This window comes from Wolbachia endosymbiont of Pentalonia nigronervosa (assembly GCF_014534705.1).
In the GTDB taxonomy this organism is placed as follows: Bacteria; Pseudomonadota; Alphaproteobacteria; order Rickettsiales; family Anaplasmataceae; genus Wolbachia.
The window spans coordinates 1-16,141 of the sequence record NZ_JACVWV010000023.1; the positions used below are offsets into that span (position 1 = coordinate 1).

Below are 16,141 nucleotides of genomic sequence, written 5' to 3' on the forward strand. Positions count from 1 at the left end.
CCATTTTTTCCCACTCCGGCCTCACTTTTTCCACGATTTTTTCAAATTCTTCTGTTTTTAGACCCGTTAATTGTCTGAAAATATAAGGGGTTTTTGCCACTTTTGCATAATTTATTGCCATTTTCTCTCACTAAAACTCTCATTTTATACGCTTTTTTTTGTTTTTCTACTTTTTTCCTCGTTTTGCAGGGGGTCTAATATTGCAGGCTCAGGTATAGATTTTCCTTTAAAACCTTTAGGAGTCAAAACATTTGTCAGTGCAGTCCATGTACCCATACTTGGATTTTTGCTTTTTTCCTCACTAACTTTTTCGTAGAGTTTCATAGCTCCATAACCCACTGCAGCTCCTATAATAGCAGCAGTAATGATAGCTGCAACTGAACAGGTAACTAATGCACAATATAATGAGGCAATGAATGAACAATATATAGATGCATGTACATAAACGTCAAAACCTGATTGCTTATCCCTTTGTTCTTCTTCATATTTTTTATTTCTTTGTTCTTCTTTATATAAAAAACGTACATCCTTTAAACTTTCTTCAGATGCTTTCTCAATAAAATTTCTATTATTTTTTCTATTACTACTTTTTGTGATAAAATTTATACGTATATATTGATCTAAATCAATAATATTTGCTTTAAAAGTTTCTATCAACTCACTGATTTCTTTTTTATGCGCCCCACCTGTAATATCCAACCCCACTAAAACAAAAAATAAACTTTTTATATTATCTGCGTTTAAATAGCGTTGTACTGTATCAGCAACAGGTATAATACACAGGCTTGTCTTTTGTTTTAAAAAATTTATAACTATATTACTTTTCTGTTGTTCATTGCTTAAAAACTCTTTAATACCATATTTTAACCAAGTACTAAAAGCGAGTTCTTGTGCTTTGAATCTGATACATTTTTTTATCTTAATTAACCCATCTATTAGCTCTGCATCATCCTTAACGTTTTGAAAGAAGCCACTAAATTCAACTTCACTACGTACAAAAAATTCCAGTACACTATTCTCACTTAGCCTTTCTTTCTCAATTGTATTAAATCTTAATCCTTTTGCTAAACAAAACATTACAAAATTTAAGTGAAACATCACTTGATTATTTTTTAGCATACTATTCTTATTTATAAAATTTGGGTCAGCACCTGCATTCAAAAGAATTTTTGCAATTTCATACTGTGGAGAAAAAACAATAGGTACTAGAGTAAATTCAATTAGGCTTAACTCATGGTACTTATTTAGCATGGGCATATGCCACCTTATTGTGATATCCAAATCCTTTGGTTTCATATAAGATACCATATCCCTTACCACTTCAACTAACATAGTTCTGTGAGGCTTCATTCGCACACACTCAATTGCGTAATATAGTGCATTACGTTGTAATTTATCCATCATGCTAGGATTTGCACCATTTTTAAGTAAGGTGTGTACTGTCTGTCTCATGTTCTCGAAATCAGGAAAGAGACTTAGTTTGTAGGTTCTAATAGCCATAATTAAAGGCGTAGAATCTATACCATAATTTGATGACAATCTGCAATCTTCAAAGCCATCATACCGACAATTAGGGTCTGCACCCTTAGATATTAATTTCTTTACAAGAAAAAAATTGCTGCTGTGAGATGCTATTATTAATTGCCTATTCAACTTCAATCTGTCTTGTTCAGAAATTGCATTTAACATACCGCCCCCAAAAACACTTAATCATAATAATATGTAATAATAGAAATAATAAAATCAATGCTATTAGCTCTTTCCCCTCATCATAAGCAGAATTTTATAAAAGAACTATTGACTTTTAATACAACTACTGAATGTTGGTAGGGTTTTATCCAAGGGAAGAAAATTTGCCTGCATGATCTTCCTTCATAGTGTTTAGTGTATCATAATCCGTAAAGTCTAACTTTATTGGTGTGATTGTAATAAACCCTTCGTTAATTTTACTAACACTTTCACTACCTAAGGTATTATCTCGATGAAAATCTAAATTGAAAGAATGATCTAAATTTTCGACAAAAGTTACATTGCATTTGGTGCTATATTCACCTTGTCCAGCAAATTCTATACCTTTTACTCGCTCTGTAGATGGAAAATTGACACTCATCACTGTATTTTTAGGCCAGCCAATTTCAACTAATTGAGTGATAACTTTTTGCGCAAAAGCTTCTGTATTGTACCAGCTTATTTTATTATGATTGTTATATGTTTGACTTAGTGCAATAGAGGGTATCGACCTTGCAGCACCTTCCATAGCTGCACCAATTGTTCCTGAATAACAAACATCACCTCCAATATTTGAGCCAAAATTTACTCCAGATAATATCAAGTCTGGCTTTTTATTCATAATCTTGTATAATGCAATTATCACACAATCTGCAGGCGTTCCTGATATACTAAACTCCCTCTCACTGTGTTGATTTACTTTCATAGACTGTTTTACTATATAGTCTAAAGACCTTGCTGACGCGCTTCTATCGGTATCTGGAGCCACTACCCATATTTCCGATGCAAAATTTGATACAACTTTTTTCAGTAATTTTATTCCCTCACTGCCAAATCCATCATCATTTGTTATTAGTATTATCATTTTTTGTGTCAATAACTTGATTAAAACTAATTATAACATCATAACTTCCATGGATCCAGTGCAATCATTAGACCTCATGAAAAACCTATTTCTAATGGCAATTTTATCGCTTTTCAAACACATTTTAATGGTATCCATCATTTCCATTTTAAATTTAAAAAAGAGATATTAATGCAATTTAAACTAGAAAATTACTTGACTTTATCATAAAAATATGATAAAATTAACCTTTTCTATTAATTTAAAAAGAATTATGACTGATAAAGATACAAATACTCCTCCACATAATGCTACTAAAAAAGGTAATACAGTGGAAGCAAGGCATCTCATAGAACAAGATACAGGTGTTACTGCTAGAAATAATGAACTTAAAGAAACACCTTTACATTTGGCTGCTGAAGGGAATGATATAGAGAGAGTAAAGACTCTAATAGACAATGGTGCAGGTGTTAATGATTCCAATGGATATGGAGAAACTGCTTTACATTGGGCTGCTAAAAAAGGTAATATAGAGGTAGCAAGGTATCTAATAGAAAAAGGTGCAGATGTTACTGCTAAAAATGAACTTGGAGACACTTCTTTACATTTAGCTTCTCAATATGGAAATAAAGAGATAGTAGAGATTCTAATAGAAAATGGTGCAGAGGTTAATGTTAAAAATAGATATGGGGAAAGTCCTTTACGTTTGGCTGATGAATATGAGAATAAAGAGATAGCAAAGATTCTAATAGAAAATGGTGCAAAACCTGATACTTCAGTACAGCATGTACAAACAACAAAAGTAGGTCCTGATTTAAGTAACCAGCAACCTTTGTAGTATGTGTATCGATGGCGGTTTTGTTGTCGATATACTCCTTTTTGCATTTCGTTAGTTTTGCGAATCTTGCAAATAATTTAAGCCCATGGCATGCCGAATAAAGCATTTTTTAAGTGCACTAGAATTCTCAACTATCATCAAGCCAAAATTCCTTAGTGCTTTAGCGCAAAATATTCTATTGGAGAATATTCTATTTAATCCGTCAGTGGCCAATGCCATAGTAACATTATCAAAATATCGGTCACGTGAGATTTTTTTCAATAAATAATCGCTGCCAATATCAATACCAGATTCTTTTGCAGTAACGATATGCTTGATCACACTTTCTACATCTCTTATGCCAAGATTAAGCCCTTGACCTGCCACTGGGTGAATTGAGTGTGCTGCATCACCGACGAGTAGAATCCTACTTTTATATAATCTTTGTGCAAAAGTAAAACTTAAAGGGTAAGACTTTCTCTTGCTTTCTAGCTTGATTTCTCCTAAATAAGAACCAAATCTTTTTTTTAGCTCTATGATAAATTCCTCATCCGATAAATTCATCAGCATTGTTGCAACTTCACACTTCTCTGTCCAAACTATGGAAGAAGTGTGTCCACCTTTCATTGGCAAAATTGCAAATGGACCACCAGGAAAAAAGCGTTCCACTGCCAAGTTTTGATGATGCAAGTCGTGACCTACATTGCACACTATACTGTTTTGCTGATAATCAAATTTTATTGTTGGTATGGAAAATGATGCTGGCATTTTAGAGTGCTTGCCTTCGGCACAAATAAGTAATGATGATATTAACTCCTGATCATTATCAAGGATGACTTCTACATACCCTGAATCACAAGAAATTGTCTGATAAAAATGTGGGGAATATAGATTGAGCTTACTCAAAAAATGATTATTAATTACATTCCATATAGTGGTATTATTAATTACATAACCCATTGGTTCTTCGCCAACCATTTTATGATCATAGTGTACAGTGATTGGACTATTGCCATCCAGTATGCATATGTCAGATATGGGTTCAGCTTCACTATCTATAAATTGCCAAATTCCCAGCTTTTCCAATATTTTTTTTGCACCTTGAGAAATGGCAAATGCTCTATTGTCATCAACTACACGTGGTAAACTGTTTTTTTCAACCACTGCTACAGATACAGAATGATCACTCAAGCCAATTGCTGTAATGAGTCCAAGTAACCCCCCACCTGAGATAATAATGTCATAATTCATAACTTTTAACTAAAAATAACCTATTTTTAACCATCTTTTCAAAATTAGCTAGCACTATGTTTATATTATTTTGATGTTTTGGATCCATTTACACCATTAACTTGCAGGTCATGTAATCTGCTATCTGCAAAAATTCCTTTTATATATTGATATAATTCAACTCCAGATTGCCACTTTTTAAGTAACTGACGCATTTGCTCTTTTGCGAAGCCATCTGGCATTTCTTCAATACAAGATTTTTCTTTTTCAAAACATAAACTGTCTTTATATGCCTCAAGTGTGTTACATATACTTCTTCTTTGCTTGTCATCCCTAATTCCTACTAATATGGACATCATGCTTTTTCCATTACCATCCATTTTAAATATTCTAGCATCACATTCTATGCTATACCTTATTGATGTCAGATTTGTCTCCAATGTCAATGGATGTATCTTAGGACTATTGAAGCAATCTATTAAACCTGTTAATATTAAGTTTTTATCATTTAATAACATATTGTTAATATCTATTATAACATTATTAGCAAGATGCATAAAATGACTATGACGAAGTGGATACGTAACCATGTGATAAGCAATAAGTTTTCTTTGATCATTAATAAAGTCTAAAACATCTTCATATTCCTCTTTCTTAGCTAAATCTAAAGGTGTCTTTCCACAATTATTTGGGATGTTTAGGAATACTTTTGCTCCGTTATTATAGCTAAAAAAGCGTTCTATTGCGCTGAAATTCTTATGTAAAATAGCCATATGTAGGGATGTATCTCCTTTTGCGTTTTGTAATTTAGGATTAACTGTATGTTTAGGATTGGCTTTATTTCGATGCTCTAATAAATACTGCACAATAGATCCATCTTTATCTATACGAGCTGCAATGTGTAAAGGTGTATTGTCTACTGCATCTCTTGAATTAGGATTTGCTCTGTAACGTAATAAATGTTCGACTATACCTAAATTAAGAGATGCAACAGCTATGTGTAGTGGGGTATCAAGACTATAATCTCGTTCATTTATGATATATTTTTTATCACCATCACAGTCTGCAATCATATCATTCAATACACGATAGAAGTGTTCTAATGTTCCATTCTGAATGCAATAGTGCAGAGGAAATCTTTCCTTACTGTTTAAATTTTGATTTTGATCGTTGATTAACATAAATTGCCTCTATTTTATATAACACCATCTTATAACAAATAAATCCTCACTATTAAAAAAACTTATTTCTTGCAAAATTAGCCAGCATCACGTGCACGCGATGCTGCTGGTCTAGATATATTTAAATTATCCATGTGCGTGTTGTTATGCTGCCTATTCTTTTGTTGAAGCCAGCCTCGCAATATTGATTGTGTTGTTAAGGGTTCCTCAAATTGACGCTCATCTGTGTTTCTTCTCTCACCAATAACAAGGTTCAAAGCAGACATACTTAAAAAAACTTCTTCTATACATTCGTATAGTTTAAATCCAGATTGCCACCTGTAAAGTAACAGATGCATTTGCTCTTTTGTAGAACCATTTGGCATTTCTTCAATACAAGATTTTTCTTTTTCAAAACATAAACTGTCTTTATATTTTTCAAGTGTGTTACATATACTTCTTCTTCTCTGATCATCCGTAATGTCTACCAGTATGGACATCATACTTTTTCCATTACCATCAATTTGAAATATTCTAGCGTCGCATTCTATGCTATGCTTTATTGATATAAGCTTTCTATTCAAAGTCGGTTGACATATCCCAGGCCTATTGAAGTAATTTATTAAACCTGTTAATATTAATTGTCTATTAGCCAATAACATATTGTTAATATCTATTCCTATGTTATTAACAAAGTGTTTGTAATTATCAAGACTAAACTGGTGCGTAACCATATAGCGAGCAATATTTTTTCTTTTTTTATTAATAAAGTTTAAAATATCTTTATTTTCATCAGCTAAATCTAAAGGTGTCTTTCCACAATTATTTATGATGTTTAGAACTACTTCTGTTCCGTTTTTATAATTAAAAAAATGTTCTATTGCCATGAGATTTTGACAAGAAACGGCTATATGTAGAGGTGTATTTCCTTCTACGTTTTGTAATTGAAGATTGGCTTGATAATCTAATAAAAGCTGCACGATAAATCCTCTTTTATCTACAGCCGCTGCGATATGTAGCGGTGTATCTCTTAATAAATTTTGTAATTGAGGATTTGCTCCTCTCTTTAATAACCATAGTACTAAATCGAGTCTTTGATATAAAGCGGCTAGATGTAGTGGGGTATTTAGACACCTATTTGCTTGATTGACATCGTTCAATACATGATAAAGGTATGATGTTCCATTTTGAACACAAATATGCAGAGGACATTCTTCCTTTTTATACAAATCCAATATTTTTTCAGTAACACTATTTAAATTTTGACTGTTGCTTAACATAAGTTGCCTCTATTTTTATATCACCACTTTGTACTTTGTAACAAGTAAGCAAGTAAATTATCACCAGATATATTTATTTCATAAAAGCTTCTTGCACATATGTAGAATAATGATATTAGGCCCCTTGCACAACCCGATTTTTGATGACATAAACAGGTTTTGCAAGTAGCCCTTGATCATAAAAAAACTATTTCAACCATCTTTGCAAAATTAGCTAGCATCACGTGCACGCGATGTCGATGGTTGGAATATATTCACATTGTCAAGTTGTGTACTACTATTATGAAGCAAGCCTTCCAATATTGATCGTGTTTGATTATGTCCATCAAATTGGTACTCATCTGTTCCCCTTTCCTCACCATCAGTAGATTCTAAAGCGGACACATTTACAACAAATTCTTCTATACATTTATATAACTCAACTCCAGATTGCCACTTTTGCAATAACTCATACATTTGCTCTTTTGCAGAACCATTTGGCATTTCTTCAACACAAGATTTTTCTTTTTCAATAAAAAGTCTTTCTTCCTTAACACATAACTTTTTTTTATGTGCTTCAAGTATGTTACATAAACTTCTTCTTCTCTGATCATCCTTAATTCCTACTAGTATAGACATCATACTTTTGCCATTACTATCCATTTTAAATATTCTAGCACCACATCTTATGTTGTGCCTTATTGACGCAAGCTTTTTATTCAATGTTGATTGTTTTATCTTAGGGATATTAAAGGCATTCATTAACCCTGTTAATATTGAGCTTCCACTAGCCAATAACATATTGTTAAGATCTATTCCAACGTTATTAACAAGGTGTAAGAATTTACGATGACCGATTGAATGCGTAACAGTGTAACGAACAAGCAATGTTCTTTTATTGTTAATAAAGTTTAGAACATCCTGATTAGCTAAATCTAAAGGTGTTTTTCCATTGCTATTTTTTATGTTTGTGAATACTTTCACTCCTTCTTTATAATTAAAAAAATGTTCTATTGCACTGAAATTTTGACACAAAATGGCTATATGCAGGGGTGTATTTCCTTCTGCATTTCGTAATTTAGGATTGGTATGAGTTAATAAATGCTTCACGATAGATCCATTGCTATCCATACAAACTGCAATGTGTAGAGGTGTATCTCCTAATACGTTTTGTAATTGAGAATCTGCTCCACGCTCTAATAAAAGTTCTACTATATCGGGTCTTTTATATAAAGCAGCCATATGTAGTGGAGTATTGAAGTACCGATCTGCTTCATTGACAACGTCTTCTATATTATCATCATAATCTGCAATAACATCATTCAATACATGATAGAAATGTTCTGATGTTACATTTTGAATACAAGCATGCAGAGGAAATCTTTCCTTTTTATAAAAATCCAACACTTTTTTTACAACATCATTTAAATTTTTATTATTGCTTAACATAAATGCCTCTATTAGTATACATTATTAATCTTACTAACAAATAAGTAAATAAATCCTAATTTTAGCATGTCTATTTTTTCTTGCACGTACCTTATTAAGATAAAAGACTTCTTTCAAAATCGATTTATGATGAGAGGAGAAGTGCACCGCAGGATGTATTTGGAGCGTAGAACAACAAAAGAAATTGAATTTTGAAAGAGGTCTAAATAAATTTTACATTTATTTTAACAGAGCTTCTTGCACGCACTTTATTAAATAGTCGGAATTAATATTAAAATGCTCATACAATGTTTTACAAGGTGCTGACTCGCCAAAACTCTTCATACCAATAAATATACCATTTGAACCTATGTATTTATGCCAGCCAATATCGCTTCCTGCTTCGATTGCAACTTTTATGCTATTATTATTTAATATTGTTGCTTTATATCCATCATTCTGCTCATCAAAAATTCTCCAGCAAGGCATGGAAATAACTCTTGTTCCTATTCCTTTTTCTTGTAATTTTTTGTATGCTGCAACTGCAATTTCAACTTCTGATCCTGTAGCAAATATTGTAACATCTAATTTTCCTGAATGTTCACATAAAATATATGCACCAAACTCTGATAGATTTGTGGATTGCTCAGCGTTAGCAAATTTACGTACGTAATTCACATTTTGTCTAGAAAGTGCAAACAGTGCCGGAGATTCTTTCTTTTTCAGTGCAATGCTAATACACTCCAAAGTTTCAGCTGCATCGGCTGGCCTAAAAACATATAAATTTGGTATAGCACGTAGAGAAGCTAAGTGTTCTACCGGCTGATGAGTTGGGCCATCTTCACCAACACCAATGGAATCATGAGTCATAATATACATAACCTGCTGCTTCATCAGAGCTGAGAGACGTATAGATGGACGACAGTAGTCAGAAAAGACTAAAAAAGTACCGCCATAAGGTAATATTCCACCATGCAGTGCCATGCCGTTCATATATGCTGCCATAGTGTGTTCTCTTACTCCATAGTGGACATATGAACCATCATAATTGTTACTATCTATTACCTGCATGTGTTTATATTTTGTGCAGTTTGATCCTGTCAGATCGGCAGATCCACCGATAAGTTCAGGCATAGATTTTGTTAAAACTTCCATCACTCTACCAAAAGAAGATCGCGTGGCTTCATGTGGGATTAATTCATGAATTTGTTTCTTTAAGTCAGTTACAATATCGTCCAATCCATCTGGTAAACGTTTAGCAAATCTTCTTTGTAACTCTGTTGTGTATTGTGAATTACAGTTTAACTTCGCTCTTTCAACAATTTTCTTCCATTCATTTTTTATATCTTCTGGTACATGAAAGGGTTCATAATGCCAATTTAATTCTTCTCGCATTTTTTTTACATCTTCTTCCGAAAAAGCACCACTGTGTGCAGCAGAGGTACCAGCACGGCTTGAAAATTTTCCTATGATAGTCCTGCAGCAGATCAGAAAAGGTTTATCAGACTTTTGTGCTTGCTCTATAGCAAGGGAAATAGCGTCAAAGTCATGCCCATCAATTTTACATACATTCCACCCGTATGCCAAAAAACGTTTTTCTATATCATCAGAACAAGAAAGAGCAGTAGTGCCATCTATAGAGATATCATTATCGTCAAAAAGAGCTATTAACTTGTTCAACTTAAGGTGCCCAGCGAGCGATGCCGCTTCATGGCTTATTCCTTCCATGAGGCACCCATCACCGAGCATTACATATGTGTAATGATCAATAGACCTCTTTCGAAACTCAATTTCTGATGGCAATTTTGTTGTCGAAGCTGAGCTGTGCTCCTCAAATACATCCAAGTATTCTGTGGTGCTCGCTTGCACTTCTCCTAAAAATTTCTCATCATAAATCGGTTTCGAAAGAGGTCTAATCAAATTCTTGCCAAAATGTGCTCTGAGTATGGATTCAGCAAGTGCCATGCCAACAGCACAAGCAAATCCCTGACCTAATGGGCCTGTGGTTGCTTCTACTCCAGGAGTAAGACCATACTCTGGGTGGCCTGGAGTTTTCGAGCCTAACTGCCTGAAATTTTTTAATTCATCGATATTTATATAACCTGTTAAATATAAGATAGAATACAATAGCATTGATCCATGGCCATTTGATAAAACAAAGCGATCTCGATTTGGATCTTCAGGGTTGTGGTTTAAAAATTTAGCAAATAAAACAGTTGCAACATCTGCCATGCCGAGCGGCATTCCAGGATGACCTGAATTAGCCTTATTTACTGCATCAATTGATAAAAATCTAATGGCGTTTGCCATGGAGCTATATAAATTGTTCATTACTTTAAGAAAATTTTAAAGTTTTAGTATAAGAGATTACTTGAACAAAAACAAGTTGACATCTAACGTTAAAGTCCTTAATACTTAATAATCTAGAGTTAAATTAAGAGAACTATGACAACTATTATCAGTAGGAAATATAGAGCCAGCCGTAGGCTTGGTGTAAGTTTATGGGGTAGGGCTAAAGATCCAGTAAATAAAAGAAAATATCCTCCTGGTCAGCATGGTGTTCTTGGGTTTAAAAAGCTATCAGATTTTGGAAAGCAGTTTGCTGCACAAAAGAAATTTAAGTTTTATTATGCAATTTCAAGTAAGCAATTGAGAAGCACATTTATAAAAGCCTATAAGAAAAAAGGTTATACTGCTGATAACTTTATCGGTCTGCTTGAGTCTAGATTAAGTTCTATTTTATATCATTCTGGTCTAGTACCAACAATTTACGCATCAAAGCAACTTGTATCTCACAAACATGTTACGGTTAACGATAAGATTGTTAATATCTCAAGTTATAAAGTGAAGCCAGGAGATATAGTAAAAATCAGAGAAAGAGCATCAAAGATTCCTATAGTGGAAGAAGCTGTGCAAAGACAGGAACGTAAGTCACCAGATTACTTAGAAGTTAATCAAGAAGAACGTTCAGTTAAGTATTTAAGAGTACCTCAATATTCTGAAATTCCATATGCAGTAGATATGGGAGTTAATTTAGTAGTAGAGTTTTACTCTCGATAATTAAGCCCGTGTGGCGGAATCGGTAGACGCAGCGGACTTAAAATCCGTGGGTCATTGCGACCTTGGGAGTTCAAGTCTCCCCATGGGCACACCAAAATATATCTATAATATTGTTCACTACATATTTTTATAGTATCGTCTAGCTTTTATGGAGAGGTTTTAAGATCAAAAAACTTAAAGGAAGTATTATAATCCTTAAAATTGTCTCGATTTACATCAGTGATCCAAGTTTGGCACTGAATGCTCAACACCTCCTCTATCAATAATTTTCTATGCTGTTCGTCTAAATGAGACATAACATCATCAAGTAATAAAATTGGTGCTGTATTGCAGTAAATGCACCTTGCTTTTACGCTAGATAAAATAATCGAGAGCAATAATAATTTTTGTTCCCCAGTGGAGCATAGGTTGATCGGTATGTTCCTTTTTTGGCAGAAAACTTGGAAATTATCATTATGTACACCAAAGTTCACTCTGCCAGTTAACATATCTCTTTCTCTATTTTTCTTGAGAAGATTTTGATAATCTTCTGCAGTATTATCAGAATTGAACTGACTACTTATTTTTAGGTGTGCCTTGGGAAAAAACTCAGTGGAGTCTTTATCAATGGTATCCTGCAACATTTTTAAAACCGATGCTCTCATGCGCGAAACGTTGATTGCACTAGCAACCATTATGTTTTCAAGGCTACTCAGCCAATTTTCATCCGCAATGCCATCCCTTAATAATTTACTTCTTTCATGTTTGGCCTTTTGATATTTCATGTAATGATAAGTATAGTTATCTTCAAACATTGAAGCTATACGATCCAAAAATTTTAATCTGTCACTTGGAGAATTGAGAAGTATGTAATCCATCTGTGGCGTGAGCCATATTACGTTAGATATTTTGTACAAAGACAAGTAACTTGATTGCGCTTTATTATCAATTTGGATTAACTTCTTATTAAAGTTTTTTGCAATGCCGATAGAGTTAAAATCTAGCCCATTAAAAAAACTATAATGCACTGCCCAATTTTCGTTAGTGAGTCTACTTTGCATCTCATTAATTTTTGCTTTTCTCATCCCATTACTTTTGGCAAGCAACGAAATTGCCTCTAGTATATTGGTCTTACCTACACCATTTTTACCAACTATCACGATTGAGGCATCTCCTGATTCTAGTTCAAAATTCAAGTAGTTACGAAAATTATGTAATCTCAATTTTTCTACGTAGCAGCGATTAAACATTAAAATGACGAATAGCAATCTATCTATTCAATATATAAAATAAAGGCTTACAAAACATTGTTTTTTGTAATTAAAGTATCTATAATTTGATTTTTAATTATAAAGCCAATGTTACAGCAAAATATTTTAATATGGTTATTAGCATCACTGTTCTATGCATACCAATATGTATTACGTGTAATGCCAAATATAATTTCATCAGAATTAATAAAAAAATTTAATATAAGTATTGCAGATGTCGGTCAATTTGGTGGTTTATATTATATAGGCTATGCAGCAGCTCATATACCTGTTGGTATTTTACTTGATAGATTCGGGCCGAAGATTGTTCTGCCTGCTTGTATTGTCTTAACGTTTACCGGAACATTGCCCCTTATATGGTTTGATGAGTGGTATTATTCAATACTTGGCAGGGTAATTGTCGGGATTGGATCATCAGCTGCAGCGATTGGCATTTTTAAAGTTGCAAGCATGTATTTCGCACAAGAAAAATCAGCAAAGATGGCAAGCTTGTCTATAATCATAGGGCTATTAGGTGGAATATATGGTGGGTTGCCATTAGACTACTTACTCAAAAAATCCAGTTGGAACACTGTTATCTATACTTTCTCAGCGGTTGGTTGCTTACTTGCTTTGTTATTATTTTTGGTAACACCTAAAAGTGATGTTCAACAAGGGAAAGTTAGCATGGAAGATTTAAAAAAGGTAATTTTTAATAAGTACATTATTTTAATCAGCCTTTTTGCTGGCTTAATGGTTGGTCCACTGCAAGGGTTTGCTGATATTTGGGTGAAGCCATTTTTATGTGAAGTATATAAACTCACTGAAAATTTAGCCTCATCCCTTTCTTCTGTGGTATTAATAGGTATGGGAGCTGGGTCATTCTTTTTGGCTTACCTTTTAGAAAAGTATAGAGATAAGCACTACGAGATAGTAATTGCATGTGCACTTACAATGATCGCTAGTTTCTTATTACTTTTTACAGGATTCGGTGGTGTATATGTTGCATTACCAGTACTTTTTATCATTGGTGTCGCTTCTGGTTATCAAGTAATTACAATTTACAAGGCAATAAGTTACGTGAATAAAAATTTGGTTGCTTTAGCAACAGCTGTATCAAATATGATAGTGATGACCTTTGGTTGGTTCTTTCATACCAGCATTTCAAAAGTAATAGATCTATCTTGGAATAAAACGATCATACAAGGAAATCCGACATATGGTGCAGGGCTGCTGATAGAAGCAATATCTATTATTCCTGTGTGCTTATTAATAGCTATGATTGGATTTATATGGTTAAGAAAGCAACAAGGTAAATAGCTTTAAGAGGAAGTAAATATGGTAAATGTTTTAGGAATTAAAGTTTTTCAAAGCGACTTGAAAGCTTTTGACAGTGAAGTCTTTCAATCCATAGAACAAGAATTGCAGCGTCAAAAGTCACAATTGCAACTTATTGCATCGGAGAACTTTGCTAGCAAAGCAGTAATGGAAACACAAGGTTCTGTCTTAACTAACAAATATGCAGAAGGCTATTCAGGTAAGAGATATTACTGCGGTTGTGAACATGTAGACAAAATTGAAAGCCTCGCAATAGATAGATTATGTAAACTGTTTGGCGTTAAGTTCGCAAATGTTCAACCTCACTCTGGTTCCCAAGCAAATCAAGCGGTGTTTGCTGCACTGCTCAGTCCTGGTGACACCATACTAGGGCTATCACTTAACTGTGGGGGACACCTTACACATGGGGCAACACCAAATTTGTCTGGCAAGTGGTTTAAGTCAGTGCAATATGCAGTTGATAAGAAAACTTATTTACTGGATATGGATGAGATAGAAAAGCTGGCACTGAAACATAAGCCAAAGTTGATTATCGCAGGCGCTTCTGCTTATCCAAGAAAAATAGATTTTAAACGTTTTCGTGAAATTGCAGATAAAGTTGGCGCTTATTTGTTAGCAGATATAGCTCACTATGCAGGACTTATTGCTGCTGACGCATATCCATCTGCTGCTAAACATGCACATGTTATGACTTCAACAACACATAAAACTCTGCGTGGTCCTCGTGGTGGAATAATTATGACGAATGATGAGGCAATACATAAAAAAATTCAGTCTACAGTCTTCCCAGGGCTGCAGGGCGGACCGCTTATGCACGTTATAGCCGCAAAAGCTGTTGCCTTCAAAGAAGCATTAGATCCAGAATTTAAGGCTTATAGCAAAAAAGTTATAGAGAACGCTAAAGTGCTAGCTAAGGAGTTACAAAAGTATGGTTTGAATATCATTACTGATGGTACCGATTCTCACATGGTATTGGTAGATTTGAGAGCGAAAAAATTAACCGGTAAAAGTGTGGTGGATAGCCTTGAAAGAGCGGGAATTATCTGTAATAAAAATGCTATACCATTTGATACGGAAAAGCCTACTATTACCTCAGGATTGCGCTTTGGTACTGCTGCTGAAACAACACGTGGACTTGAAAAAGAAGATTTTAAAGGGATAGCTAGCTTGATAAACGAAATAGTTCAAGGATTAATCAAAAAAAATAGTGAAGATGTTGAAAAAGAGGTGTCAGCTAAAGTTGCAAAGATCTGCAGTAAGTTTCCCATCTACTAATTTAGTAGTAATGTATATCCATTAACTGTATATCCGGGGAGTGTTAAATAAACCATATGCGTCAAGTTAAGAGAAAGAGATGGTAAATTGGTGTAAAGAAGAGAAAAAGAAGGTATAAGTTCTCTAGGATAGCTTAATAGAGAGAACTTAATAATGAATAGAATAGCATGCCTATCAAAAAAACTCAAAAATTTCTTTAATGAAAAAGCAGAAGAAATATCAAAAGACGTAGGCTTTATCTAGGCTACTTTGTGCCAAATTCTTTTGAACAGATCAGGCAGGCAGGAGCTTATTTTGTAAGCCGTTGATACGAATATATATGATGTAGAAACGAATCAAAAAATAGATTTGCTAGAATGCTTAGAAGGCCAATCTTTACTAGCACTGGAGGTATTACTAGGAAAGGAAGCAAAAATTAAAGTAAGAATTATATGTAAAAGACTCACTGAAGATGGCCAGAAGAAGAAAGGCTAACAAGCTAGCAAAATCTATGGATCGGCCTTATTGGCATAAGTTGGGGTTCAGCTTCACCTTCCCTGCAAGACACTTTAGCTATAATGCCTTACTTTTTAAAGATACAAGATACCGTCTTGCAAGTCAACAAAAAATTATTCAAGCTGTATCATAAAATACTTACGATCTGTACTATGTAAAATAGTATCTTACACAAATTTATTGAATAGACCTTCTGCGAAACAAAGAAATAAACGTCAAATTCTCTTTGGGGGGTATAAAAACCTATCCCATGTGTGACTTTGCTTCTCTACAACGCT

General features: G+C 33.8%; 12 protein-coding genes, 1 tRNA gene and 1 pseudogene. 6 read left to right on the forward strand and 8 right to left on the reverse strand.

Annotation, left to right across the window (positions count from 1 at the left end):
• Positions 1 to 144: 144 nt before the first annotated feature.
• Both IC220_RS03465 and surE read right to left on the reverse strand, forming a co-directional pair.
• Entirely contained in the window at positions 145 to 1,689 is a 1,545-nt protein-coding gene (locus IC220_RS03465) for a hypothetical protein (protein ID WP_188153190.1), read from the reverse strand.
• 145 nt (positions 1,690 to 1,834) lie between these two features.
• Positions 1,835 to 2,593, reverse strand: a complete 759-nt coding sequence (gene surE, locus IC220_RS03470; RefSeq protein WP_188153191.1) for a 5'/3'-nucleotidase SurE — start codon at positions 2,591 to 2,593, stop codon at positions 1,835 to 1,837.
• Positions 2,594 to 2,846: 253 nt separating this feature from the next.
• On the opposite strand from surE, the gene IC220_RS03475 reads away from it, so the two are divergent.
• The gene (locus IC220_RS03475; RefSeq protein WP_188153192.1) at positions 2,847 to 3,410 is read left to right on the forward strand and encodes an ankyrin repeat domain-containing protein; all 564 of its coding nucleotides are present in this window, start codon (positions 2,847 to 2,849) and stop codon (positions 3,408 to 3,410) included.
• A gap of 51 nt (positions 3,411 to 3,461) precedes the next feature.
• On the opposite strand, the gene ubiH is transcribed toward IC220_RS03475, so the two are convergent.
• The 5 genes from ubiH to IC220_RS03500 all read right to left on the reverse strand — a co-directional run bounded on the left by ubiH (position 3,462) and on the right by IC220_RS03500 (position 10,797).
• Entirely contained in the window at positions 3,462 to 4,640 is a 1,179-nt protein-coding gene (gene ubiH, locus IC220_RS03480) for a 2-octaprenyl-6-methoxyphenyl hydroxylase (protein WP_188153193.1), read from the reverse strand.
• A gap of 65 nt (positions 4,641 to 4,705) precedes the next feature.
• Positions 4,706 to 5,800, reverse strand: coding sequence for an ankyrin repeat domain-containing protein (locus tag IC220_RS03485; protein ID WP_188153194.1), 1,095 nt, complete (start codon positions 5,798 to 5,800; stop codon positions 4,706 to 4,708).
• 77 nt (positions 5,801 to 5,877) lie between these two features.
• Positions 5,878 to 7,059, reverse strand: a complete 1,182-nt coding sequence (locus tag IC220_RS03490; protein ID WP_188153195.1) for an ankyrin repeat domain-containing protein — start codon at positions 7,057 to 7,059, stop codon at positions 5,878 to 5,880.
• Positions 7,060 to 7,269: 210 nt separating this feature from the next.
• A complete protein-coding gene (locus IC220_RS03495; RefSeq protein WP_188153196.1) occupies positions 7,270 to 8,487 on the reverse strand; it encodes an ankyrin repeat domain-containing protein in 1,218 nt (405 codons plus the stop codon).
• 219 nt (positions 8,488 to 8,706) lie between these two features.
• Positions 8,707 to 10,797 carry a transketolase family protein gene (locus tag IC220_RS03500; protein WP_188153197.1) on the reverse strand — a complete coding sequence of 697 codons (2,091 nt, stop codon included), beginning with the start codon at positions 10,795 to 10,797 and terminating at the stop codon, positions 8,707 to 8,709.
• Positions 10,798 to 10,911: 114 nt separating this feature from the next.
• Between IC220_RS03500 and rpsD the strand changes: the two genes are divergently transcribed.
• Together rpsD and IC220_RS03510 are read left to right on the forward strand one after the other, a co-directional pair.
• On the forward strand, positions 10,912 to 11,526 hold the full coding sequence (rpsD, locus tag IC220_RS03505; RefSeq protein WP_188153198.1) for a 30S ribosomal protein S4: 615 nt from the start codon (positions 10,912 to 10,914) through the stop codon (positions 11,524 to 11,526).
• A 4-nt stretch (positions 11,527 to 11,530) separates the two neighbouring features.
• A tRNA-Leu gene (locus IC220_RS03510) sits at positions 11,531 to 11,615 on the forward strand.
• A 57-nt stretch (positions 11,616 to 11,672) separates the two neighbouring features.
• Here the strand turns inward: IC220_RS03510 and recF are convergent.
• Positions 11,673 to 12,755 carry a DNA replication/repair protein RecF gene (gene recF / locus IC220_RS03515; protein WP_188153199.1) on the reverse strand — a complete coding sequence of 361 codons (1,083 nt, stop codon included), beginning with the start codon at positions 12,753 to 12,755 and terminating at the stop codon, positions 11,673 to 11,675.
• 108 nt (positions 12,756 to 12,863) lie between these two features.
• Between recF and IC220_RS03520 the strand changes: the two genes are divergently transcribed.
• The 3 genes and pseudogenes from IC220_RS03520 to IC220_RS03530 form a co-directional block, all read left to right on the forward strand.
• A complete protein-coding gene (locus IC220_RS03520) occupies positions 12,864 to 14,075 on the forward strand; it encodes an MFS transporter (protein WP_188153200.1) in 1,212 nt (403 codons plus the stop codon).
• A gap of 18 nt (positions 14,076 to 14,093) precedes the next feature.
• Positions 14,094 to 15,368, forward strand: a complete 1,275-nt coding sequence (gene glyA / locus IC220_RS03525) for a serine hydroxymethyltransferase (protein WP_188153201.1) — start codon at positions 14,094 to 14,096, stop codon at positions 15,366 to 15,368.
• Positions 15,369 to 15,607: 239 nt separating this feature from the next.
• Positions 15,608 to 15,858: pseudogene (locus IC220_RS03530) on the forward strand (IS4 family transposase); the annotation flags it as partial.
• Between the last annotated feature and the right edge of the window lie 283 nt (positions 15,859 to 16,141).